Below are 21,798 nucleotides of genomic sequence, written 5' to 3' on the forward strand. Positions count from 1 at the left end.
CCCCGCCCGCTACGGCGCGCGCAGCTGGACCGCGGGGCCCCCCGGCCGGCCGCTGGCGTTTAAGCCATGGCGAATCCTCGGCACCTGCCCAGCGCGGTGCCGTGATTCGCCACCAGGCCCTCCAGGAAGCCCATGCCCCTCTCCAACATCCGCATCATCCACCAGGACGCCGCCCTGCTGGTGGTCGACAAGCCCACCCTGCTGCTGTCGGTCCCCGGTCGCGCCGAAGACAACCGTGACTGCCTGGTGACCCGCCTGCAGGAAAATGGCTATCCCGAGGCGCGCATCGTCCATCGCCTGGATTGGGAGACCTCGGGGGTCATCGTGCTGGCGCGGGACGCCGACAGCCATCGCGAGCTGTCCCGGCAATTCCATGATCGCGAAACGGAAAAGGCCTACAGTGCCCTCTGCTGGGGCGAGCCGGAGGCCAACAGCGGCCGCATCGAATTGCCGTTGCGCTACGATCCGCCGACCAAGCCGCGCCACGTCGTGGACCACGAACTGGGACGCCACGCCCTGACCTTCTGGCAGGTGCTGGAGCGTCACGGCCACTACAGCCGGGTGGAACTCACCCCCATCACCGGTCGTTCCCATCAGCTGCGCGTCCATATGCTGAGCATCGGGCATCCGCTGCTGGGCGATCAGCTCTATGCCGAGGGCGAGGCGCTGGCGGCCCAGCCGCGCCTCTGCCTCCATGCCAGTCTGCTGACGCTGACCCATCCCCTTTCGGGCGAGCGGATGAGCTTTACCAGTCCCGCGCCTTTCTGAGCCTCGGCGCTGGCATACTGAGGCACTCAGCCAGAGGAGTGCCGCTTGTCTCACTGGACGTCCTACTACACCGCCACCGCCGCGGGCGGTCCGCGCGAGACGCTGCTGCAGGCCCTCTCATTCCGCTCGAATCCGCCAGGATCGGCGCTGGATCTGGGCTGCGGCACCGGACGCGACACCCGCGTCTTGCTGGAACGCGGCTGGCAGGTGCTGGCGGTGGATGCCGAGGCCGAGGCGCTGAGCACCCTGCGCGAGCGCACGCCGGCCCTGCTGCAGACACGCCTGGAAACCCGCCAGACACGCTTTGAAACGCTCGAAATCCCCCCCTGCGACCTCGTCAATTCCAGCTTCGCCCTGCCCTTTTGCGAGCCAGCGCGCTTCCCGCTGCTCTGGACCGGGATCACCACGGCGGTGCGCCCGGGTGGCCTGTTCTGCGGCCAGCTGTTCGGCGAGCGGGACAGCTGGGCCAGCAAGGGCGTGACGGTCGTCGACGCCGCGCACCTGCAGCAGCTGCTGCGGAACTGGGACGTCCTGCTGCAGCGGGAAGAGGAAGAGGACGGCCATACCGCGGTCGGGCGCCCCAAGCACTGGCACATCCATCACCTGGTGCTGCGGCGACGCTGAGTCCTGAGCTGCCGCCCGGCCTGGGCGCTACGCTCGACTCACCTCGGTCCAGAACCTAGACTGGACGCCTTGTCGTCCGGAGTCGTCCATGCGTACCGATCAGATCCAAGGCCTCATCGATTTCCTCTCCACTTCGCCCACGCCCTTCCACGCCACCGCGACCCTCGCGCGCCGTCTCGAAGCCGCCGGCTACCAGCGCCTGGACGAGCGTGAAAGCTGGTCGGTGCAATCGGGTGGACGCTACTACGTCACCCGCAATGACTCCTCGCTGATCGCCGTGCGCCTGGGTGCCCAACCACTGGAGCGCGGCATGCGCCTGGTCGGCGCCCATACCGACAGCCCCTGTCTCAAGGTCAAGCCGCAGCCGGAGCTGCAGCGCCAGGGCTTCTGGCAACTGGGCGTCGAGGTCTATGGCGGCCTGCTGATGGCGCCCTGGTTCGACCGCGACCTGTCCCTGGCGGGCCGGGTGACCTATCGCGCCGAGGGCCGGGTGCAGAGTCGGCTGATCGACTTCCGCAAGCCGCTGGCGATCATTCCCAACCTGGCCATCCATCTCAATCGCGAAGCCAACCAGGGCTGGGCCATCAATGCCCAGAACGAGCTGCCGCCGATCCTGGCCCAGGTGCCGGCCGGCGAGCGGCGCGACTTCCGCGCCCTGCTGGCCGCGCGCCTGCAACAGGAACATGGCATCGGCGAGGCCGAGGTGCTGGATTTCGAACTGAGCTTCTACGATGTCCAGCCCGCCGCCCTGATCGGGCTGGATGACGACTTCATCGCCGCCGCCCGCCTGGACAACCTGCTGTCCTGCTATGCCGGTCTGACCGCCCTGCTGGCCGACGAGGGCGACGAGAACGCCGTGCTGGTCTGCACCGACCACGAGGAAGTGGGCTCCACCTCCTGCTGTGGCGCCGATGGTCCCTTCCTCGAACAGGTGCTGCAGCGCCTGTTGCCCGCCGGTGATGCCTTGACCCGCATCCTGCAGCGCTCGCTGCTGATCTCGGCCGACAACGCCCATGGCGTGCACCCCAACTATGCCGACAAGCATGATGGCAACCATGGCCCGAAACTGAACGCCGGTCCGGTGATCAAGGTGAACGCCAACCAGCGCTATGCCACCAGCAGCGAAACCGCGGCCTTCTTCCGCGACCTCTGCCAGCGCGAAGCGGTGCCGGTACAAAGCTTCGTGGTGCGTAGCGACATGGGGTGCGGTTCCACCATCGGTCCCATCACCGCCGGGCAGCTGGGGGTGCGCACCGTGGACATCGGCCTGCCCACCTTCGCCATGCACTCCATCCGCGAACTGGCCGGCAGCCACGACCTGGGTCATCTGATCAAGGTGCTGACGGCCTTCTATGCGAGCAGCGAACTGCCGCTCTGACGCCGGCCTAATCCGGCACCTCGACCCTGACCTGGATGGCGTCGTGCCGCCAGAATTCCAGGTCGCAATCGATCAGTCGCCCCTGCTGGTCGTGGTTGATGCGGGTGATGTGCAGCGCCGGACTGCCCTGTGCCACCCGCAGCGCCTGAGCCGCCTCCGGCAGCAGCGCCGTGGGCAGGATCTCGAAGCGTACCTCGCCGTAGCGAATGCCGTAGCGGTCGCGATACAACTCGGTGAGGGAGCGCTGCAGATCGTGCTCCAGCAAGCCCGGGAAATAGGCGGCATTGAGGTAGTGCTCGACATAGAGCACCAGCCGGCCGTCCACCCGACGCACCCGGCGGATCTGATAGACGCTGGACAGCGCCGGCAACTCCAGCAGGCGACAGATCTCCGCGGACGCCAGCATCTGCCGCGCCGCCACGACCTCGGTCGCCGGCACCCGTCCCTGGGCTTCCACCATGGCGTGGAAATGGGTCCGCGCCAGGGGGTTGTAGGCCAGCCGCGGCGGGGCGACGAACCAGCCCCGGCGTTCCTCGCGATAGATCAGCCCCAGGGCCTCCAGCTGCAGCAGGGCTTCACGCAGGGTGATACGGGTGGTGGCGAACAGTTCGCTCAGCTGGCGCTCGGAGGGCAGGCGCTCCATCGCCGGCAGCAGGCCATGGGCGATCTGCTCCTGCAATGCCTGGCGGATGGCACCGGCACCCGGCGCACTTCTTTGGACTAGACCAGTTTCGGATTGGTGCACCCGGAGTGCCTCGACTAGGGTTTGTTGGGAGACTAAGACGGCCACATGACCGCTTGGTGACGATTGCAGCGCCCGTGCCAGCGGTGAAACAGGGCGCATTGCCATCAAATCGTCATACCCCGGTCCTAGATTGGCCTGTGTCTTGCTGACCTAGACCAAGCCCTAACACCTGGAGCACCCGTATGACCCGTCTGCTTGCTTCCTTGTTGGCCACTGCCGTTGCGCTACAGGCCGGTACCGCCTTCGCCGATACCGTCGATCTCAAAACCCTCGAAGCCGCCGCCCGCAAGGAAGGCGAGGTGAACAGCGTCGGCATGCCCGATACCTGGGCGAACTGGAAAGGTACCTGGCAGGACCTTGAGCAGAAATACGGGCTCAAGCACCAGGATACCGACATGAGCTCCGCCCAGGAGATCGCGAAGTTCGCCGCCGAAGGCGAGAACGCCTCCGCCGACATCGGTGACGTCGGTGCTTCCTTCGGCCCCATCGCCGTGCAGAAGGGCGTTACCCAGCCCTACAAGCCGAGCACCTGGGACCAGGTACCGAGCTGGGCCAAGGACAGCGACGGTCACTGGGCACTGGCCTACACCGGCACCATCGCCTTCATCGTCAACAAGCAGACCGTCAAGGACGTCCCCCACTCCTGGGCGGACCTGCTCAAGGGCAACTACAAGGTCACCATCGGTGACGTCAGCGCCGCCTCCCAGGCGGTGAGTGGCGTACTGGCAGCGGCCTATGCCAACGGCGGTGACGAGAAGAACATCAAACCGGCGCTGGACTTCTTCGCCAAACTGGCCAAGCAGGGTCGCCTGGCCTTCACCAACCCGGTGGTGGCCAACCTCGAGAAGGGTGAAGTGGAAGTCGGGGTGGTGTGGGACTTCAACGCCCTGAGCTATCGCGACCAGATCGATCGCTCGCGCTTCGAGGTGCTGATCCCCTCCGATGGCTCGGTGACCTCCGGCTACACCACCATCATCAACAAGTACGCCAAGCACCCCAACGCCGCCAAGCTGGCCCGCGAGTACATCTTCTCCGACGCCGGCCAGATCAACCTGGCCCAGGGCTATGCCCGACCGATCCGCGCCGAGCACCTGACCCTGCCGGCCGACGTCCAGGCCAAGCTGCTGCCCCAGGCGCAATACGCCAAGGCCCGGCCCATCGCCGACGCCAAGGCCTGGGAGGAAACCTCCAAGCGCCTGCCGCGGCTCTGGCAGGAACACGTTCTGATCAACATGCAGCAGTGACGTCATGAAGGTCATCCTGGTCGTGCTGGACGGACTCGCCCTGAGGGTCGCCGAACACGGACTCGGCTTTCTCCAGGCGCTCTGCCTGGCCGGCCGGGGTCGCCTCTACCCGCTGGAATGCGAGTTGCCCTCGCTCTCCCGCCCGCTCTACGAATGCCTGCTTACCGGGGTGCCCCCGGTAAGCAGCGGCATCGTCCACAATGGCGTGGACCGGCTGTCCAACCAGACCAGCCTCTTCCATCTGGCCCAGGCCGCCGGCCTCACCACGGCGGCGGCGGCCTACCACTGGGTCAGCGAACTCTATAATCGCAGCCCCTTCGATCGAGCGCGGGACAGGCACGTCAGCGATACCGCCCTGCCGATCCAGCACGGCCACTTCTATTACGCCGACCACTACCCGGACTCCCATCTGTTCGACGACGCCGAGCACCTGCGCCTGACCCAGGCGCCGGATATCCTCCTGGTGCATCCGATGAACATCGACGATGCCGGCCACCGGCACGGCCTCTCCAGCCCCGAATACCGCAATGCCGCGCGCCGCGCCGACGGCCTGCTGTCCCACTACCTGTCCGCCTGGCTGGACGCCGGCTACCAGGTGCTGGTGACCGCCGACCACGGCATGAACGACGACCGCAGTCACGGCGGGACGCTCCCGGAAGAACGCGAGGTGCCCCTGTTCGTCTTCGGCGCGGGCTTCTCCCTGGGCGAGGCCACACCGCGCCAGGTGGAGCTCTGCGGTACCGTCTGCACGCTGCTGGGCCTCGCCCACGACAAGCCGCTATGCCGGGAGTTGCTGGCATGAAGCGGCCCCGTCTCGCCCTGCTGCTGATCCTGCCGTTCCTGCTGGTGTTCGGCGCCTTCCAGCTGGCGCCGCTGGCCTGGATCGCCTTCAACAGCTTCAATTCCAGCGAAAGTGGCTGGGGCCTGGGCAACTACGCCGAGATCCTCGGCTCGCCCTTCTACCTGCAGGCCATCCGCTTCTCGCTGGAAATTTCGCTCTGGTCCAGCGTCTGCGGCTTGCTCATCGCCCTGCTCGGCGCCTATTCGCTGACCCGGGTCGACTCGCGGCTGCGCGGCTTCGTGGTGGCCTTCACCAACATGACCAGCAACTTCGCCGGGGTGCCGCTGGCGTTCGCCTTCATCATCCTGCTGGGCATCAACGGCTGCCTGACCCTGGCACTCAAGCAATTCGGACTGATCGAAGGCTTCAACCTCTACACCAAGGGCGGCCTGATCCTCATCTACACCTACTTCCAGATTCCCCTGGGGGTGTTGCTGCTGTTCCCGGCCTTCGAAGCCCTGAAGCAGGATTGGCGCGACGCGGCGGCGCTGCTCGGCGCCGGCACCTGGCAATACTGGCGGCACATCGGCCTGCCGGTGCTCAGCCCGGCGCTGGTCGGCACCTTCATCATCCTGCTGGCCAACGCCCTGGGCGCCTACGCCACGGTCTATGCGCTCACGACCGGCAACTTCAACGTGGTGCCGGTGCGCATCGCCGCCCTGGTTTCCGGCGATATCTATCTGGAGCCCAACCTGGCCGCGGCGCTGGCCATGCTGCTGGTGGCCTTCATGACCCTGATCACCCTCGTCCACCAGTGGCTGCTACGGCGGAGTCGGCATGTCCAGAACTGAGCGCCTCTATCATCGGACAGTGGTCTGGATCCTGTTTCTGATCCTGCTCACGCCCCTGGCCGCCACCCTCCTCTATTCCCTGGCCACCCAGTGGTCGGCAACCCTGCTGCCGGCGGGCTTTACCTTCAAGTGGTACCTGCAGCTGTGGAGCGAGCCGCGCTTTCTCGCCGCCTTCGGCCGCTCCCTGGCAATCTGCTTCGGCGCCCTGGCGCTGTCCTGCGTGCTGATCCTGCCGGCCATGTTCGCCATCGCCTATCACTTTCCACGGCTGGATGCGCTGATGAACGTGCTGATCCTGCTGCCCTTCGCCGTCCCGCCGGTGGTCTCGGCGGTCGGCCTGTTGCAGCTCTACGCGAGTGGTCCGCTGCCGCTGACCGGCACGCCCTGGATCCTGGTGTTCTGCTACTTCACCATCGCCCTGCCCTTCATGTATCGCGCCATCAGCAACAACCTGCAGGCGCTGAACCTGCGCGACCTGATGGACGCCGCCCACCTGCTTGGCGCCAGCTCCTGGCGCGCCGCCCTGCTGGTGGTGCTGCCCAATCTGCGCACCGGGCTGATGGTGGCGCTGTTCCTGTCATTTTCCTTTCTCATCGGCGAATTCGTCTTCGCCAACCTGCTGGTGGGAACGCGCTACGAGACGCTGCAGATCTATCTCTACAACCTGCGCAACGGCAGTGGCCACCTGACCAGCGCCCTGGTGATCTCCTACTTCCTCGCGGTCCTGCTGCTGACCTGGATCGCCAATCGCCTCAATCGGGAGCGGACATGAGCTATCTCGCGGTCAAGGGACTGCACAAGCGCTACGGCGCCAACACCCTGTTCACCGACATCGAATTCCATGCCGAACAGGGCGAACTGGTGACTCTGCTCGGCCCCTCGGGCTGCGGCAAGTCCACCCTGCTGCGCTGCCTGGCCGGGCTCACCGAGGTCGACCACGGTGCCATCGTGCTGGGAGGTCAGGACATCACCCAGCTGCCACCGCAGCGCCGCGGCATCGCCATGGTGTTCCAGAGCTATGCGCTGTTTCCCAACATGACGGTCGAGCAGAACGTCGCCTTCGGCCTGCGCATGCAGCGCCTGGCGCGGGACGAGGTGCAGCAGCGCGTGCAGGAGGTGCTGATCCTGGTGGAACTGCAAGGCTTCGCCACGCGCTATCCGCACCAGCTCTCCGGTGGCCAGTGCCAGCGGGTGGCCCTCGCGCGCTCGCTGATCGTGCGGCCACGGCTGCTGCTCCTGGACGAACCCCTCTCGGCGCTGGATGCCCGCATCCGTCGCCACCTGCGCGAACAGATTCGCGCCATCCAGCAGGAGCTGGGCCTGACCACGGTGTTCGTCACCCATGACCAGGAAGAAGCCCTCACCCTCTCCGATCGCATCGTGCTGATGCGCGACGGGCGCATCGTCCAGAGTGGCGATGCCGAGACCCTCTACACCGCGCCGGTGGATGCCTTTGCCGCCGGCTTCATCGGCAACTACAACCTGCTCAGCGCCGACCAGGCCAGCCGGCTGTTCGGCCAGACCTTCCAGGGGCAGGTGGCGATTCGTCCCGAGGCCATAAGGCTCGGCGTCGCCGGGGGCTTCAGCGGGCGCATCGTTGGCCACAGCCTGCTGGGCAACGTGATCCGCTACCGGATCGCCACCGAAGCCTGCGAACTCAATGTCGACGTTCTCAACCATGGCCCGTCGGCCTTGCAGGCGAACGGCACAGCCGTCACCCTGGCCGTCGATTCCGACAGCCTGAGAGAAGTGGCATGACCCTGGCGATTTTCGATCTCGACGAAACCCTTATCGACGGTGACTGTTCCAGTCTCTGGAGCCAGCAGATGGGCGTGCTCGGCTGGGTCGACCGCGAGTCCTTCGTGCGGCGCGACAGCGAGCTGATGGCGGCCTACGCTCAGGGCGAACTGGCCATGGAAGACTACATGGCCTTCCACCTCGAACCCCTGGTGGGCCGCACGCCCGAAGAAGTGGATTTCGAGATCGGCCCCTGGGTCGAGGACGTCATCGAACCCTTGATCTTCAGCGACGCCATGAAGTGCGTCGCCGCCCACCGCGCCGCCGGCGACCGGGTGATCATCGTCTCGGCTTCCGGGGTGCATCTGGTGGAGCCCATCGCCGAGCGGCTGGGCGTCGAAGAGGTGCTGGCCATCGACCTGCAGGTGAGCCACGGGGTCTACAGCGGCCAGGTGGAAGGGGTCATGACCTTTCGCGAAGGCAAGCTGACCCGCCTGCTGGAACTGCTCGGCGGCGACCACAGCCTGCTGGCTAACGCCAGCTTCTACTCCGACTCGCGCAACGACCTGCCGCTGCTCGAAGCGGTAGGCAAGCCGCACGTGGTCAATCCAGACCCGGTATTGCGCGAGCGCGCGGTACAGGCCGGTTGGCCGATCCTCAGCTGGCGGTAGGTTGCGGCTTGGGATGGACAAAGGCGCAGCCTTGTCCCTCTGTGCTCCCTGCGGCAGGGACGTGGAAAACGCTACGTGGTTCTCCACGCTACGGAGCAAAGAATCAAACGCGACCATGGCGGTCCGCCGATGCAACCGCTCCTACAGGCTCGATATAACCGTAGGAGCGGCCCACGGCCGCGATCAGCGAAGGTTGCGCCCCTTAGAAGCGGCTGCGATAGCCTGAACGTCCAGTGCTACTCCAACCCCTCGTCCAGCACCAGCACCACCTTGCCGTTCACCTCGTTGCTTTCCAGGGCGGCAAAGGCGGCTTCGGCGTTCTGGGCGGCGAAGCGGCGTTCCAGGTTGACGTTCAGCTTGCCTTCGGCGAACAGCGGCCAGACCCTGGCTTCCAGGGATCTCATGGTCTTGGCCTTGAACTCCACGGATCGATTGCGCAGGGTCGAGCCGACGATGCGGATGCGCTTGCCCAGTACCTTGCCCAGATCCATCTCGGCCTGACGACCGCCCATGAGGCCGATCAGCACCCAGCGGCCATCCTGGCCCAGCAGGTCCAGGTTGAGCGATGCATAGTTCGCCCCTACCGGATCGAGGATGACGTGGAAGGGGGCGAAGTCGCGCAGGCCTTCCAGATCGGTCTTGCGCAGCACCCCGCCCTCGGCGCCGAGACGCTCGCAGTGCGCCAGGCGATCCTGGGAACCGACGCTGACCCAGCAGGGATTGCCGAACGCCTTGCACAGCTGGATGGCGGCCGAACCGACGCCGCTGGCGCCGGCATGCAGCAGCACCTTTTCGCCCGGCTGCAGCGCGGCCAGGTCGAACAGGTTGCTCCAGGCGGTCGCCCACACCTCGGGCAGCGCCGCGGCTTCGACCAGCGACAGGCCCTCCGGCACGGAAGCGGCCTGGCGTCCGTCCACCACCACCTCGCTGGCCATGCCGCCGCCGGCCAGCAGCGCACAGACGCGGTCACCGACCTGCCAGCGCGAATCCGCGGTGGTCTCGCTGACCACCCCGGCGCATTCGAGGCCCAGGGTGGCCGGCGCGCCGGGCGGCGGCGGATAGTTGCCGGCCAGTTGCAGCAGGTCCGCACGGTTGAGACCGGCGGCCGCCACCTTGATGCGAATTTCCCCTGGCGCCAGAGCGCGAGCGCTCAGTGACTGCCATTCCAGTTGCCCTTCGATACCTTGCAATGCGTTCACGGTGCCTCCATAGTGGCTCAGGCTTTGACGAAAAGCGCCTGCGCCGGCGGGTTCTGCGGGAGTCGAGCGGACCGGAAGACGCGGGGCTGTCACAGCCTTCCTCTTCCGATCGCCGCTACCCCTCAGACCGCCGTCAGACGACTTTCGTCAGCGCCCGTCATACTTCCCCTGGCCGCGGAACCGCCCGGGCCGGGAAGGGCCTATAGCCTATTCCTTTCCGTGCATTAGTCGAATACACATGAAGCAGCTCTTGTCCCGTACCGCCCTCGTTGTCCTGCTTGGCGTCAGCGCAACGCCTCTCCTCGCCAAGCCCAACGCGCCGGTAGGCGCCGAGAAACTGCAACCCGACCGCGATCAGGTCATCGCCAGTCTCAACATCGTCGAGCTGCTCAAGCGGCACCACTACAGCAAGCCGCCACTCAACGATGCCCAGTCGATCAAGATCTACGACAGCTATCTGAAGATGCTTGATCCCGGCCGGCTGTATTTCAATGCCGCCGACATTCGCGAATTCGACGCCTCGCGCACCCGCTTCGACGACTACCTCAAGCAGGGCAATCTCGAACCGGGCTTCGCCATCTACCGCCGTTATGCCCAGCGCATGACCGAGCGCCTGAACTACGGCCTGGGCCTGCTCAACGCCGGCATCGGCAAGCTCGACTTCAGCGTCGACGAATCCTTCAACACCAATCGCGAGAAGGCGGCCTGGCCGGCGGACACCGCCGCGCTGGACGATCTCTGGCACCGCAAGCTCAAGGACGAAGTCCTGCGTCTGCGGCTGTCCGGCAAGACCGACCAGCAGATCCAGCAGCAGCTGACCAAGAGGTACAAGAATCAGCTGGCACGCCTCAACCAGACCCGTGGCGAAGACGTCTTCCAGACCTACATCAACGCCTTCGCCGAGTCCTACGACCCGCACACCCAGTATCTCTCGCCGGAAAGCGCGGAGAACTTCGACATCAACATGAGCCTGTCGCTGGAAGGCATCGGCGCGGTGCTGCAGAACGACAACGACTACGTGCAGATCCTGCGCCTGGTCCCGGCCGGCCCTGCCGACAAGTCCAAGCAGGTCGCCCCGGCGGACAAGATCGTCGGCGTCGCCCAGGGCGATGGCGAGATGGTCGATGTCATCGGCTGGCGCCTGGACGAGGTGGTCAAGCTGATCCGCGGACCCAAGAACTCCAAGGTGCGCCTGGAGATCATCCCGGCAAGCAATGCGCCGAACGACCAGAAGACCAAGATCGTCACCATCACCCGCGAAGCGGTCAAGCTCGAAGAGCAGGCGGCGCAGAAGCACGTGATCGACGTGCCCCACGAGGGCAAGCACTACAAGCTCGGCGTGATCGACGTGCCGGCGTTCTACCTGGACTTCAAGGCCTATCGCGCGGGCGATCCGAACTACAAGAGCACCACGCGTGACGTGAAGAAGCTGATCGGTGAGCTGCAGAAGGAAAAGGTCGACGGCATCGTCCTCGACCTGCGCAACAACGGTGGTGGCTCGCTGCAGGAAGCCACCGAGCTGACCGGGCTGTTCATCGACCAGGGTCCCACCGTGCTGGTGCGCAATGGCGACGGCAAGGTCGAGGTGCTGGCCGACGACGAAGGCGGCGCCTTCTACAAGGGCCCCCTGACTGTGCTGGTCAATCGCCTGTCCGCCTCGGCCTCGGAGATCTTCGCCGGTGCCATGCAGGACTACCACCGGGCGCTGATCGTCGGCGGCCAGACCTTCGGCAAGGGCACCGTCCAGACCATCCAGCCGCTCAACCATGGCGAGCTGAAGCTGACCATCGCCAAGTTCTATCGCGTCTCCGGCCAGAGCACCCAGCATCAGGGCGTGCTGCCGGACATCGATTACCCGGCGGTGGTGGACACAAAGCAGATCGGCGAGAGCGCCCTGCCCGACTCCATGCCCTGGGATACCATCGCCCCGGCGGTGACCGGCCTGAGCAATCCCTTCGCCAAGTACCTGCCGGAACTGGTCAAGCGTCATGACCTGCGGGCGCAGAAGGATCCCGACTTCATCTTCGCTCGCGAGCGTCTGAAGCTGGCCCAGGAACTGGCGGCGGATACCACCGTCAGCCTCGACGAGCAGAAGCGCCGGGCCGAGCAGACCGCCCTGGACAATCGCCAGCTGGCCATGGAAAACCAGCGGCGCCAGGGCAAGGGTGAAGCCCCGCTCAAGGAACTGAAGAAGATCGACGAGGATAACCCGGCGATCGACGACGACAAGACCAAGCCGCAGGACGATGCCTACCTGATGGAGTCGGGTCATGTGCTGCTGGACTACCTCGACCTGAGCCAGACGCCACCCAAGCGCTGACATCAAAGCGTCATATCTCTGTCGTGAAATGCCCGGGGGTCGCCAAGTGCGCCCCCCGGGCATTTTCGTTTCTGGGTTTCTACAGGCTAACCATGACGCTTAACGACCAGGCTGGGGTGTTGGATCGCATTCTCGCCAACCGCGAGCTGCATTCGCTCTTTCAACCCATAGTGTCCTTGAGCGAGCGACGCATCCTCGGCTACGAGGCGCTCATCCGCGGCGCCTCCAATACTCCGCTGCAGTCCCCCCTGCCCCTCTACGCCACCGCCCGCCAGGCCGGTCGCCTGTCCGAACTGGAAATCGCCGCCCGCCTGCAGTCCTGCCAGACCTTTCGCGAACTGGCCCTGGATGGCCTGCTGTTTCTCAACGTCTGTCCGGAAACCCTGCTGGAACCGGCGCATCAGTCGGGGCAGACCCTCAAGCTGCTGCAACGCCTGGGGCTCTCGCCGGCCCAGGTGGTGATCGAGCTGACCGAACAGGCGCCCATCGATGACTTCGCGCTGCTGGCCACCGCCCTGCACCACTACCGCGCCATGGGCTTCTCCATCGCCCTCGACGATCTGGGCGCAGGCTATTCCAGCCTTCGGCGCTGGTCGGAGTTGCGCCCGGACTTCGTCAAGATCGATCGGCACTTCATCGAGTCCATCCATCGCGATGCGGTGAAACGTGAATTCGTCGGCTCCATTCTGAAGATAGCCGAAGCCTCCCGGGCCCAGGTGATCGCCGAGGGCATCGAGACCCACGAAGAGCTGTCGACCCTGGCGAGCATGGGCATCGACCTGGTGCAGGGCTATCTGCTGGGCCGCCCGACGGCGGCACCACCGCGCGAGATCCAGACCCTGCTGCCGGTGATCACCACCCGCAGTTCCGACTTCGCCGAGGAAGCCACCACCGTCGCCAGCCTCAGGGTCGAGCAGGTGGCGGTCGGTCAGGACATGCTGATCCCCGAGGTACTGGAGCGCTTCCGCCTGCAGCCGAGTCTCAACACCCTGGCGGTGGTGGACGAGGACGATCGCCCGGTGGGCATCGTCCATCACCACGAGCTGAGTTCGGCGCTGCTCAAGCCCTTCGCCCACGAGGTGTTCGCGCGCAAGCCCATCGCCCGGCTGATGAGCCAGGATTTCCTGGCCACCGAAACCAACCAGTCACTGCAGCAGGTCAGCCGCCTGCTCACCGCGCGGGCACGCCAGCGCATCGAAGAGGATTTCATCATCACCGAGGGTGGCCGCTATGTCGGGGTCGGTCGGGTGATGGATGTCCTGCGGCTGATCACCGAGCAGCGCATCCAGCAGGCCAAGCACGCCAACCCCCTCACCCAGCTGCCCGGCAACGTGCCCATCCAGCAGTGCCTCACGCGCTTGCTGGATCAGCAGCGTGAAGCCGTGGTGTGCTACGTCGACATCGATGGCTTCAAGCCCTTCAACGATCTCTATGGCTACGCCAAGGGCGACGAGGTGTTGCTCTCGCTGGCGCAGACCCTGTCCGAACGCCTGGATCCGCAGCAGGACTTCGTCGGCCATATCGGTGGCGACGACTTTCTGGTGGTGCTGGGTTCCTCGGACTGGCGACAGCGACTCAACGGCCTGATGGCGGGCTTCCAGGAGCGCTGCCGGCATTTCTATCGCCGCGAACACCTGGAAGCCGGCTGCTTTCTGGCCTACGACAGGGACGGCCGCCGCCGCGAGTATCCGCTGCTGTCGCTGTCACTGGGGGTCGTGGAGCTGGACAAGGAGGCCGGCAAGCGGGTGGATGCCAGCGGCCTGGCTGGCCTCGCCTCGGAAGCCAAGCGCAATGCCAAGCTGGTGCCCGGCTACAGCCTGCACCTGATGCGGGCCTGAACCCTAATCCAGGCGATGGTCGGGATAACGGTGGTCGAACACCCGGGTCACCTCGGCCGCGTGCCAGCTGACCGCGTCGCTCACCGGCGGCGAGCCGTCCAGGGCACCCAGGCGCAGGGCGCAGTCGAAGAAACCTTCACGGGGAATACGCGTACCGCTCTGGCTCACCACCAGGGCGCTGCGCAGTGGCCGGCCCTCGCGACGATCAAGGGCCGCCAGATACTCCAGCGCGGTGGTCAGGGTCACCATCGCCGGCTGGGGCAGCCCCAGCCGTTCGATCACCGAGCGATAGGTCAGCAGGCTGCGGCTGCGCCGCGCACTTTCCAGTTCATCCAGCAAGGCCAGCCAGTGCTGGCGACTGATGCGCACGCTCAAGCCGTTCAGTCTCGCAGCTGATCGAGGGCGACACCCGCCGCCGGCCGTTCGTGCTTGTCGGGTAGCGCGGCCAGGGCCGCCTGCTGACTTGCGGTACGGTTGGCGCGCCAGGCCCGGAAGCCATCCAGCTCGTCACTGCAGGCCTTGCCGACCCAGGCCAGCACCGCGAGGTCGTCGAGCAGACCGAACATGGGCACCCAGTCGGGAATGAGGTCGATGGGCAGGAGGAAATAGACCAGGCCACCGGCCACGGTCACCAGCGTCTTGCGGCTGACCCCGCGATACTCGCCGCGCCACCAGGCCAGCAGCAACTGATGGAACAGCCCCAGGGTTTCACGGGCCTCGCCCAGCTTGAGTCCACGCTTGCTGGTCTTGCGCGCGACGCCGAGCAGCAGCGCCGGCAGGCGGCCGCGGATCAGCAGGCGCTGGGCGATACCCAGATAGCGATCAAAATTCTTCGGCGGCTTCATGGACACCTCGAGCAATGGAGAACGGAGGGCAGCGACCCCTTTGGCGCAGGGCTTTGCACCCCAGCTTTGATCGCACCGCTGCGTCAGGGTTTCCCGCCGCCCAACGTAAAACGCCCTGCAAGGCAGGGCGTCTGCTACAGCAGGAGGCTTACTTCTTGGCCGGGGCCTTTTCGGCAGCGGCCGGCGCATCGGCAGCCGGAGCGACCGGGGCGTCTTCGGCGTCGGCAGCGGCGGCGTCCTTGATGCCGAGCAGTTCCAGGTCGAACACCAGCACCGAGTTGGCCGGGATCGCCGGGCTCGGGCTCTGGGCGCCGTAGGCCAGCTCGGAGGGGATGTACAGCTTGATCTTCTCGCCAACGTGCATCAGTTGCAGCGCCTCGACCCAACCCGGAATCACGCCGTTGACCGGCAGGTCGATCGGGGTGCCACGCTTGATGGAGCTGTCGAACACGGTACCGTCGACCAGCTTGCCCTCGTAGTGCACGGTGACCACGTCGGTGGGCTTGGGCTGCGGGCCATCGGCCTTCTTGAGCACTTCGTACTGCAGGCCGGAGGCGGTAGTGATCACGCCAGGCTTCTTGCCGTTCTCTTCGAGAAACTTCTTGCCGGCCTTGGCGTTGTCTTCGCTGACCTTGGTCATCTTCTCTTCGGCGCGCTTCTGCAGGGCGGCGAAGGCTTCGGTCAGCTGCTGATCGGTCAGCTTCTGGTCCTTCTTGCCAACGGCGTCCTCGATACCCAGGGCGACGGCCTTGGGATCCAGGTCATCGATACCTTCCTGGGCCAGGCTCTTGCCCATGTTCAGGCCGATGCCGTAGGACGCCTTCTGGGCCGGGCTTTCCAGCTCGACCTTGGGCTTGGAGTCGCAGCCGCTCAGAACCAGACCCACCAGGGCCACCGCTGCTGCCAACCGATACTGTTTCATGTTGATTCCTTATCCGTGCGCATTGTGCGCGTTCAAATAACTGATCGAGCTTACAAGGAGACCTGCTCGCTTGCCATCGTCAGGCCTCTAAATGGCTGCAAAGGATAAGATTTCAAGCTTAGGTCTGCCTGAACATCGCGTGAACGAGCGGCGGGCAACCCCTGCGACGTCTTGTCCGGGGTGCCCGAGCAGTGGCGACCGGCGCGAGTCCAGGCGCTAGACTAGCGCCTTCTTCAGTGCCTGCCAGAGACCTCCATGTTCGAGCCCAACGATCTGAATCGCCCGCCCCTCGACCTCGCCCGCGAATCGCGCAAGGCCGGCGGCTACGGCCTGCTGTACTCGGTGCTGCTGGCGATCGGCATCCTGCTCTATCACCACTGGGTGCCCAGCGCCTTCCCCGGCAGCCTGCTGGAAATGTCCCTGGCGCTGCCCATCATCCTGTTCGCCGGCAGCGCCGTGTACTACCTGAACATGGTGCGCAAGTGCGAACGCCTGCAGCGCGAGGAAGACGAAAAAGCCGGCAAGGGCAAGGCCAAGCGCCGCTGACCGCGCTGAACGTCGCCGCCTGCGCCCGGTCGATTGCAGACCATGACCGGCGCTGGAGGCGCGATGCTGACCATCACCGATCTGCACAAGAGTTATCCGACGCCCCAGGGACCGCTGCCGGTCCTGCGCGGCGTGGACCTCAGCCTAGCGCGAGGCGCGAGTCTGGCGCTCATGGGCGAATCCGGCAGTGGCAAGAGCACCCTGCTGCACCTGGTTGCCGGTCTCGACCGGCCTGACCGAGGCGATATCCAGGCCGCGGGCCAGGCACTCGCCAGCCTCAACGAGCGCGCTCTGGCCGCCTGGCGTCGCGAGGGCATCGGGCTGATCTTCCAGCAATTCAATCTGATCGCCAGTCTGACGGTGGCCGACAATCTCGCCTTCCAGGCCCGGCTAGCCGGCCGCCATGATCCGCGCTGGCAAGCCGAGCTGGCCGAACGCCTGGGCCTGGCCACCCTGCTGGAACGCTATCCGGAACAGCTCTCCGGCGGCCAGCAGCAGCGCGTGGCCCTGGGGCGGGCGCTCGCCTCCCGGCCACCCCTGCTGCTCGCCGATGAACCCACCGGCAATCTCGACGAAGCCAGTGGCGACCAGGCCCTCGCCCTGTTGCTGGAACTGGTGGCCGAGACCGGCAGCAGCCTGCTGATGGTGACCCACAGCGCGCGTATTGCCAGTCATCTCGATCGCACCCTGCTACTGGAACGCGGACGTCTCGGCGGCGCAGCCGTGGGCCCACCATGAGGCTGCTCTACTGGAGTCTGCACAGCCTGGTCAGTCATTGGCGGCGGCATCCCCTGCAACTCGCCGGTCTGGTCGCCGGCCTGTGGCTGGCGACCGCGCTGCTGACCGGAGTGCTGGCGCTCAATGCCCAGGCCCGCCAGAGCTATGCCCAGGCCAGCGCGCTCTTCGGCGCCGACCAGTCGAGTCTTGAAGCCCCCGACGGCAAGCGCCTTTCCCAGTCGCTGTTCGTCGAACTACGCCGCCAGGGCTGGCCGGTGTCGCCCGTCCTGCAGGGGCGCCTGATGCTGGCCGACCGCGAGGGCGCCCTGCCACTGCTGGGCATCGAACCGGTCAGTCTGCCCAGCGATCGCGGCGTGACGGCCAGCGCACCGCCAGAGGCCCTGTTCGACTTCCTCGGTCCGACCGGGGCCACCTGGATCGCGCCAGAGACGCTGCGTGAATGGCGGCTGCGGGCCGGCGCGGTGCTGCATCGCGCCGATGGCCTGGCGCTGCCACCGTTGCAGCCGCGCCCCGGCCTGGCGCCCGGCACCCTGGTGCTGGACATCGGCCAGGCCCAGCGTCTGCTGGACGCGCCAGACCAGGTCTCCCGGCTGATCCTGCCAAAGACCTTCCAGCGTGCCCTGCCCATCCTGGACGGGGTCAACCTGCAACGGGTGGAGAACGACCAGGGCGCCGAACTGGACCGCCTGACCGACAGCTTCCACCTCAACCTGCTGGCGCTCGGCCTGCTGGCCTTTGCCGTCGGCCTGTTCATTGTCCATGCCGCGACCGGTCTGGCGCTGGAACAGCGCCGGGCCCTGCTGCGTACCCTGCGCGCCTGTGGCCTGTCGGCCGCGACCCTGGTGCTGGCGCTGACCCTGGAGCTGGCGCTGATCGCCCTGGTGGCAGGCGCTCTGGGGGTTGCCAGCGGCTATCTTCTAGCCGCCCTGTTGCTGCCCGATGTGGCGGCCAGCCTGCGCGGCCTCTATGGGGCCGAGATCGCCGGCAGCCTGACCCTGAGTCCGGCCTGGTGGCTGGCCGGCCTCGGCCTCAGCCTGGGTGGAGCCCTGCTGGCCGGGGCCGATGGTCTGTGGCGTGCGGCGCGGCTACCGCTGCTGGCCCTGGCCCAGGGCGAGGCCTGGCGCGCCGCCCATGGCCGCTGGCTGCGTCGCCAGGCGCTGGGTGCCTTGCTGGTGGGCCTGGCGGCGCTGGTCCTCTGGCTGAGCGGCAACAGCCTGGCCAGCGGCCTGGCCCTGCTCGGCTGCCTCCTGCTGGCTGCCGCGCTGGCGTTGCCACCGCTGCTGAGCGCCCTGTTGGATCTCTTGCTGAAGCGGGCACGGCGGCCGCTTTCACGCTGGTTCCTGGCCGACGCCCGGCAGCAGTTGCCCGGACTGTCCCAGGCGCTGATGGCGTTGTTGCTGGCCCTGGCGGCCAATGTCGGCGCCGGCAGCATGACCGAGGGTTTTCGTCGCACCTTCGATGGCTGGCTTGACCAGCGCCTGGCCGCCGAACTCTATCTGCGCCCGCAGGACGCTGCCCAGGCCGCGAACCTGCTCGACTGGCTACCCCTACAACCCAGCGTGCGCGCGGTACTGCCGGTGTACGAACGGGAGACGGGGATTCAAGGCCAGCCGTCCACCCTGAGCGGTATCCTCGACGCCGATCTCTATCGGCGACACTGGCCGCTGCTCGATGCCGGCGACGAGGCCTGGACGCCGTTCTTCGCCGGTGATGGCCTGATGCTCAGCGAGCAACTGGCGCGCCGCCTGGGGGTGGTCAAGGGGCAACGGCTGGAGCTGCAGGGCAGCCAGGGTCGCTGGTCCGCCCCGGTGCTCGCCACCTATGCCGACTATGGCAATCCGCGTGGCCACCTGCTGCTACCCCAGGCCCGGCTGCGGGCATTGTGGCCGGATGCCGCTCTGGTGCGCATCGTCGTCCGCATGGCGCCGGCGCAGGTGGAGGCCCTGCGCGGCGAGCTGCAGCAGCGCTTCGGGCTGGACGCCAGTCACTCCATCGACCAGGGCCAGCTGCGGCGCTATGCCGACCAGGTCTTCGATCGCACCTTCAGCGCCACCGCGGCGCTCAATGCCCTGACCCTGGCGGTGGCCGGTCTCGCCCTGTTCATCGCCCTGCTCGGCCAGGCGCAACGGCGTCTGGGCCAGCTCGCACCGCTCTGGGCGCTGGGCATCGAACGTCCGCGGCTGATCCTGCTCAGCCTGGGCCAGTTGCTGGGGCTCGCCCTGCTGACTCTGGCGCTGGCCATCCCATTGGGCATCCTGCTCGCCTGGTGCCTGGTGGCGGTAGTGAACGTTCAGGCCTTTGGTTGGCGATTGCCGCTGCAGGTCTTTCCGGGCCAGCTGCTGGCGCTCTCCGCCATTGCGCTGCTGGCGACCCTGCTGGCGGCCGCCTGGCCCCTGCTTAGGCTGCAGCGCAGTCAACCGCTGGATCTGCTGCGAGAACTCGGTAATGAACGCTAGGGTCCTGCTGCTCGCATTCCTGCTGCTCACCGGTTGCGACGAGCAGCCGCCGTCCGCAGGCTTCGCCGGCCTCGGTCAGGGCAGCGAGAACTTCGCCCCGGTGGTGCCGGGCAAGGTCTTCAGCTTTCCGGCCGATCACGGCGCCCACCCGGATTTCCGCATCGAATGGTGGTACGTCACCGCGAACCTCAGCGATGCCGAGGGCCATCAATACGGCGTGCAATGGACGCTGTTCCGCAGCGCCCTGCGCCCCGGCGCCGACCAGCCCGGCTGGAGCAACGGCAACCTCTGGCTGGGCCATGCCGGTCTTACCAGCGAGACCCGCCAGTTTTCCGCCCAGACCCAGGGTCGCGGCGGCATCGGCCAGGCCGGGGTGACCGCCGCGCCCTTCTCCGCCTGGATCGACGACTGGCGGCTGAGCGGAGACCTGAACGGACGCGCCGAGGTTCGGGCCCAGGGTCCGGGCTTCGCCTACCGGCTGAATCTCGCCGCCCGCGGCCCGCTGGTGCTCCAGGGCGAAGGGGGAGTGAGTCGCAAATCCGCCAGCGGCCAGGCGTCCTACTACTACAGCCAGCCGTTCTTCCAGGCCCAGGGCGAACTGCAGATCGAAGGCCGGCGCGTGCCGGTCAAGGGCCTGGCCTGGCTGGATCGCGAATGGAGCAGCCAGCACCTGGCCGCGGACCAGCTCGGCTGGGACTGGTTTTCCCTGCACCTGGACGACGGTCGGCAACTGATGCTCTATCGCCTGCGCCAGGCCGACGGCCAGCACTATCTGTTCGGCAACCTGATCGGTGCCGACGGCCACAACCAGCCCTTGCATCCCGGCGATATCCGCCTGGCACCGGAGTCCACCCACAGGGTCGCCGGACGCGAGGTGCCGGTACGCTGGTCCATCACCCTGCCGGGGCAGCAGCTCGATCTGCAGATCGCGGCGGTCAACCCCGATGCCTGGATGGCCCTGGGCACGCCCTACTGGGAAGGTCCGGTCAGAGTGGAGGGCAGCGCCAAGGGGGTGGGCTACCTGGAAATGACCGGGTACTGACAAAAGCCGCGAAACGCGCCCCGGCCGCATCTCGCACCGGAACTCCCAGCCCCGCCCTCGCCTCGAATCCCTAACCCCCCCCTGCCGCCGCGCAGGGCTCGTTAGCGTGATAACCGAGGTGTGTCGATGAATGTCAAAGAGCTGAATCAGCAGGTCAAGGCCGGCGCGGTCAAGGAAGTCAACCTGGTGTCCATGGAAGGCGGCTCCTACGTCATCCATGCCTTGGTGGAAGGCACCTCGGTACCGGTCGCCGACGACAAGGGCGCGACCCTGCACGTAGCCTCGGTGGAAGAAGCCCGGCGTATCCTCGACGACGTCAAGGAGGTACGCCTGTTCATCGCCCAGCCAGCGGTCTATGAAGAGATGGTCGGCCAGCCGGTGAGCCAGACCGACTCCCGCGAAGAAATCCCGCTGCGCTCGAAGATCGAGAATCGCTGAGCCGCACCCTTCTGCCGTCGCCGGCTGCCGACGGCGACGCCTCCCCGTCATAATCCGGACTTCCCCGACCGGCGTCATCCCCTGACGATCTGGCCATGGCACGTCCTCGCTCAGAACATGTTGTTATATTATAACAAGTCCAAGCTCGCCTGAGGATAACGCCATGTCCGTTGCCAGTCCTGCCCACGCGCCTGCTCGCTCCAACGAAGAGATCGCCTGCCTCGCCGGCGCCAAGGCCGCCTTGCACACCTGGGCGGCGACCGTCGCCACCCGCGATGTGGACGCCATTCTCGCGCTCTATGCGCCCGACGCCATCCTGGTGCCGACGCTTTCCAACGAGGTGCGGGACAGCGAGGACAGCCGGCGCGAATATTTCCGCAATTTCCTCGCCAATGAGGGGCTGGTGTGCGACGTGGAGATCTTCAAGAAGAGGGTCAGCAGCAAACTCAGCACCGTGGTGGTCGGCGGCCTCTATGTCTTTCACTATCGCGATGGCGAGCAGGTCATCAGCGTGCCCGCGCGCTTTCTCTTCACCTTCGAGCAGATCGATGGCCGCTGGCTGATCACTGGCCACCATTCCTCCCGAGAAGCCTGAGGCAGAGCGGTTGCATTTTGTAAAACTGCAATCCTTGCCGAATATGCGCGAGTTCGAAAT

22 protein-coding genes are annotated in these 21,798 nt (G+C 66.4%); 17 read left to right on the plus strand and 5 right to left on the minus strand.

The window, feature by feature from the left end; genetic code table 11:
- Nucleotides 1–132 precede the first annotated feature (132 nt).
- The 3 genes from QMX82_RS12360 to QMX82_RS12370 all read left to right on the plus strand — a co-directional run bounded on the left by QMX82_RS12360 (nucleotide 133) and on the right by QMX82_RS12370 (nucleotide 2,770).
- Nucleotides 133–768, plus strand: coding sequence for an RluA family pseudouridine synthase (locus tag QMX82_RS12360; protein ID WP_282283879.1), 636 nt, complete (start codon nucleotides 133–135; stop codon nucleotides 766–768).
- Nucleotides 769–813: 45 nt separating this feature from the next.
- Entirely contained in the window at nucleotides 814–1,392 is a 579-nt protein-coding gene (locus QMX82_RS12365; protein ID WP_282283881.1) for a class I SAM-dependent methyltransferase, read from the plus strand.
- Between the two features lie 88 nt (nucleotides 1,393–1,480).
- The gene (locus QMX82_RS12370) at nucleotides 1,481–2,770 is read left to right on the plus strand and encodes a M18 family aminopeptidase (protein WP_282283883.1); all 1,290 of its coding nucleotides are present in this window, start codon (nucleotides 1,481–1,483) and stop codon (nucleotides 2,768–2,770) included.
- A 7-nt stretch (nucleotides 2,771–2,777) separates the two neighbouring features.
- Here the strand turns inward: QMX82_RS12370 and QMX82_RS12375 are convergent, their stop codons facing one another.
- On the minus strand, nucleotides 2,778–3,515 hold the full coding sequence (locus tag QMX82_RS12375; RefSeq protein ID WP_183630403.1) for a UTRA domain-containing protein: 738 nt from the start codon (nucleotides 3,513–3,515) through the stop codon (nucleotides 2,778–2,780).
- Between the two features lie 182 nt (nucleotides 3,516–3,697).
- Here QMX82_RS12375 and QMX82_RS12380 point away from each other — a divergent pair, with 182 nt between their 5' ends.
- Genes QMX82_RS12380 through QMX82_RS12405 form a run of 6 tightly spaced genes read left to right on the plus strand, consistent with a single transcriptional unit; the run spans nucleotide 3,698 to nucleotide 8,799 of the window.
- A complete protein-coding gene (locus tag QMX82_RS12380) occupies nucleotides 3,698–4,759 on the plus strand; it encodes an ABC transporter substrate-binding protein (protein WP_208694813.1) in 1,062 nt (353 codons plus the stop codon).
- A gap of 4 nt (nucleotides 4,760–4,763) precedes the next feature.
- A complete protein-coding gene (locus QMX82_RS12385; RefSeq protein WP_208694812.1) occupies nucleotides 4,764–5,561 on the plus strand; it encodes an alkaline phosphatase family protein in 798 nt (265 codons plus the stop codon).
- Nucleotides 5,558–6,391: an ABC transporter permease gene (locus tag QMX82_RS12390; protein ID WP_208694811.1), complete on the plus strand. Its 834-nt coding sequence runs from the start codon at nucleotides 5,558–5,560 to the stop codon at nucleotides 6,389–6,391. Before QMX82_RS12385 ends, QMX82_RS12390 begins: the two co-directional genes overlap by 4 nt.
- A complete protein-coding gene (locus tag QMX82_RS12395; protein WP_208694810.1) occupies nucleotides 6,378–7,163 on the plus strand; it encodes an ABC transporter permease in 786 nt (261 codons plus the stop codon). The genes QMX82_RS12390 and QMX82_RS12395 overlap by 14 nt, the downstream gene beginning before the upstream one ends.
- Entirely contained in the window at nucleotides 7,160–8,149 is a 990-nt protein-coding gene (locus QMX82_RS12400) for an ABC transporter ATP-binding protein (protein ID WP_208694809.1), read from the plus strand. Before QMX82_RS12395 ends, QMX82_RS12400 begins: the two co-directional genes overlap by 4 nt.
- Complete coding sequence (locus QMX82_RS12405) at nucleotides 8,146–8,799, plus strand: HAD family hydrolase (RefSeq protein WP_208694808.1); 654 nt, start codon at nucleotides 8,146–8,148, stop codon at nucleotides 8,797–8,799. Before QMX82_RS12400 ends, QMX82_RS12405 begins: the two co-directional genes overlap by 4 nt.
- A gap of 236 nt (nucleotides 8,800–9,035) precedes the next feature.
- Here QMX82_RS12405 and QMX82_RS12410 read toward each other — a convergent pair whose 3' ends face one another.
- Nucleotides 9,036–9,998 (minus strand): NAD(P)H-quinone oxidoreductase, encoded by a 963-nt coding sequence (locus QMX82_RS12410; RefSeq protein ID WP_208694807.1) that lies wholly within the window; start codon nucleotides 9,996–9,998, stop codon nucleotides 9,036–9,038.
- A gap of 238 nt (nucleotides 9,999–10,236) precedes the next feature.
- On the opposite strand from QMX82_RS12410, the gene QMX82_RS12415 reads away from it, so the two are divergent.
- On the plus strand, nucleotides 10,237–12,318 hold the full coding sequence (locus QMX82_RS12415; RefSeq protein WP_208694806.1) for a carboxy terminal-processing peptidase: 2,082 nt from the start codon (nucleotides 10,237–10,239) through the stop codon (nucleotides 12,316–12,318).
- A 92-nt stretch (nucleotides 12,319–12,410) separates the two neighbouring features.
- Nucleotides 12,411–14,156 carry a bifunctional diguanylate cyclase/phosphodiesterase gene (locus QMX82_RS12420; RefSeq protein ID WP_282283902.1) on the plus strand — a complete coding sequence of 582 codons (1,746 nt, stop codon included), beginning with the start codon at nucleotides 12,411–12,413 and terminating at the stop codon, nucleotides 14,154–14,156.
- 3 nt (nucleotides 14,157–14,159) lie between these two features.
- On the opposite strand, the gene QMX82_RS12425 is transcribed toward QMX82_RS12420, so the two are convergent.
- From QMX82_RS12425 to QMX82_RS12435, 3 genes are all read right to left on the minus strand, one after another.
- Nucleotides 14,160–14,531: a hypothetical protein gene (locus QMX82_RS12425; protein WP_208694804.1), complete on the minus strand. Its 372-nt coding sequence runs from the start codon at nucleotides 14,529–14,531 to the stop codon at nucleotides 14,160–14,162.
- A 5-nt stretch (nucleotides 14,532–14,536) separates the two neighbouring features.
- On the minus strand, nucleotides 14,537–15,001 hold the full coding sequence (locus QMX82_RS12430; RefSeq protein WP_282283906.1) for a YkvA family protein: 465 nt from the start codon (nucleotides 14,999–15,001) through the stop codon (nucleotides 14,537–14,539).
- Between the two features lie 148 nt (nucleotides 15,002–15,149).
- A complete protein-coding gene (locus tag QMX82_RS12435) occupies nucleotides 15,150–15,923 on the minus strand; it encodes an FKBP-type peptidyl-prolyl cis-trans isomerase (RefSeq protein WP_282283908.1) in 774 nt (257 codons plus the stop codon).
- A 255-nt stretch (nucleotides 15,924–16,178) separates the two neighbouring features.
- On the opposite strand from QMX82_RS12435, the gene QMX82_RS12440 reads away from it, so the two are divergent.
- From QMX82_RS12440 to QMX82_RS12465, 6 genes are all read left to right on the plus strand, one after another.
- Nucleotides 16,179–16,469 carry a hypothetical protein gene (locus QMX82_RS12440; protein ID WP_187979031.1) on the plus strand — a complete coding sequence of 97 codons (291 nt, stop codon included), beginning with the start codon at nucleotides 16,179–16,181 and terminating at the stop codon, nucleotides 16,467–16,469.
- 63 nt (nucleotides 16,470–16,532) lie between these two features.
- Nucleotides 16,533–17,207 carry an ABC transporter ATP-binding protein gene (locus tag QMX82_RS12445; protein WP_282283911.1) on the plus strand — a complete coding sequence of 225 codons (675 nt, stop codon included), beginning with the start codon at nucleotides 16,533–16,535 and terminating at the stop codon, nucleotides 17,205–17,207.
- On the plus strand, nucleotides 17,204–19,663 hold the full coding sequence (locus QMX82_RS12450) for an FtsX-like permease family protein (RefSeq protein ID WP_282283913.1): 2,460 nt from the start codon (nucleotides 17,204–17,206) through the stop codon (nucleotides 19,661–19,663). Before QMX82_RS12445 ends, QMX82_RS12450 begins: the two co-directional genes overlap by 4 nt.
- Complete coding sequence (locus tag QMX82_RS12455; RefSeq protein ID WP_282283914.1) at nucleotides 19,653–20,705, plus strand: lipocalin-like domain-containing protein; 1,053 nt, start codon at nucleotides 19,653–19,655, stop codon at nucleotides 20,703–20,705. Before QMX82_RS12450 ends, QMX82_RS12455 begins: the two co-directional genes overlap by 11 nt.
- A gap of 126 nt (nucleotides 20,706–20,831) precedes the next feature.
- Nucleotides 20,832–21,143, plus strand: a complete 312-nt coding sequence (locus tag QMX82_RS12460; RefSeq protein WP_133859361.1) for a DUF6482 family protein — start codon at nucleotides 20,832–20,834, stop codon at nucleotides 21,141–21,143.
- 163 nt (nucleotides 21,144–21,306) lie between these two features.
- Nucleotides 21,307–21,738 (plus strand): SgcJ/EcaC family oxidoreductase, encoded by a 432-nt coding sequence (locus tag QMX82_RS12465; RefSeq protein WP_282283918.1) that lies wholly within the window; start codon nucleotides 21,307–21,309, stop codon nucleotides 21,736–21,738.
- Nucleotides 21,739–21,798: the final 60 nt, after the last annotated feature.

It is taken from the genome of Pseudomonas sp. PS02302, from assembly GCF_029959585.1.
Classification (GTDB): domain Bacteria; phylum Pseudomonadota; class Gammaproteobacteria; order Pseudomonadales; family Pseudomonadaceae; genus Chryseomonas; species Chryseomonas aestiva.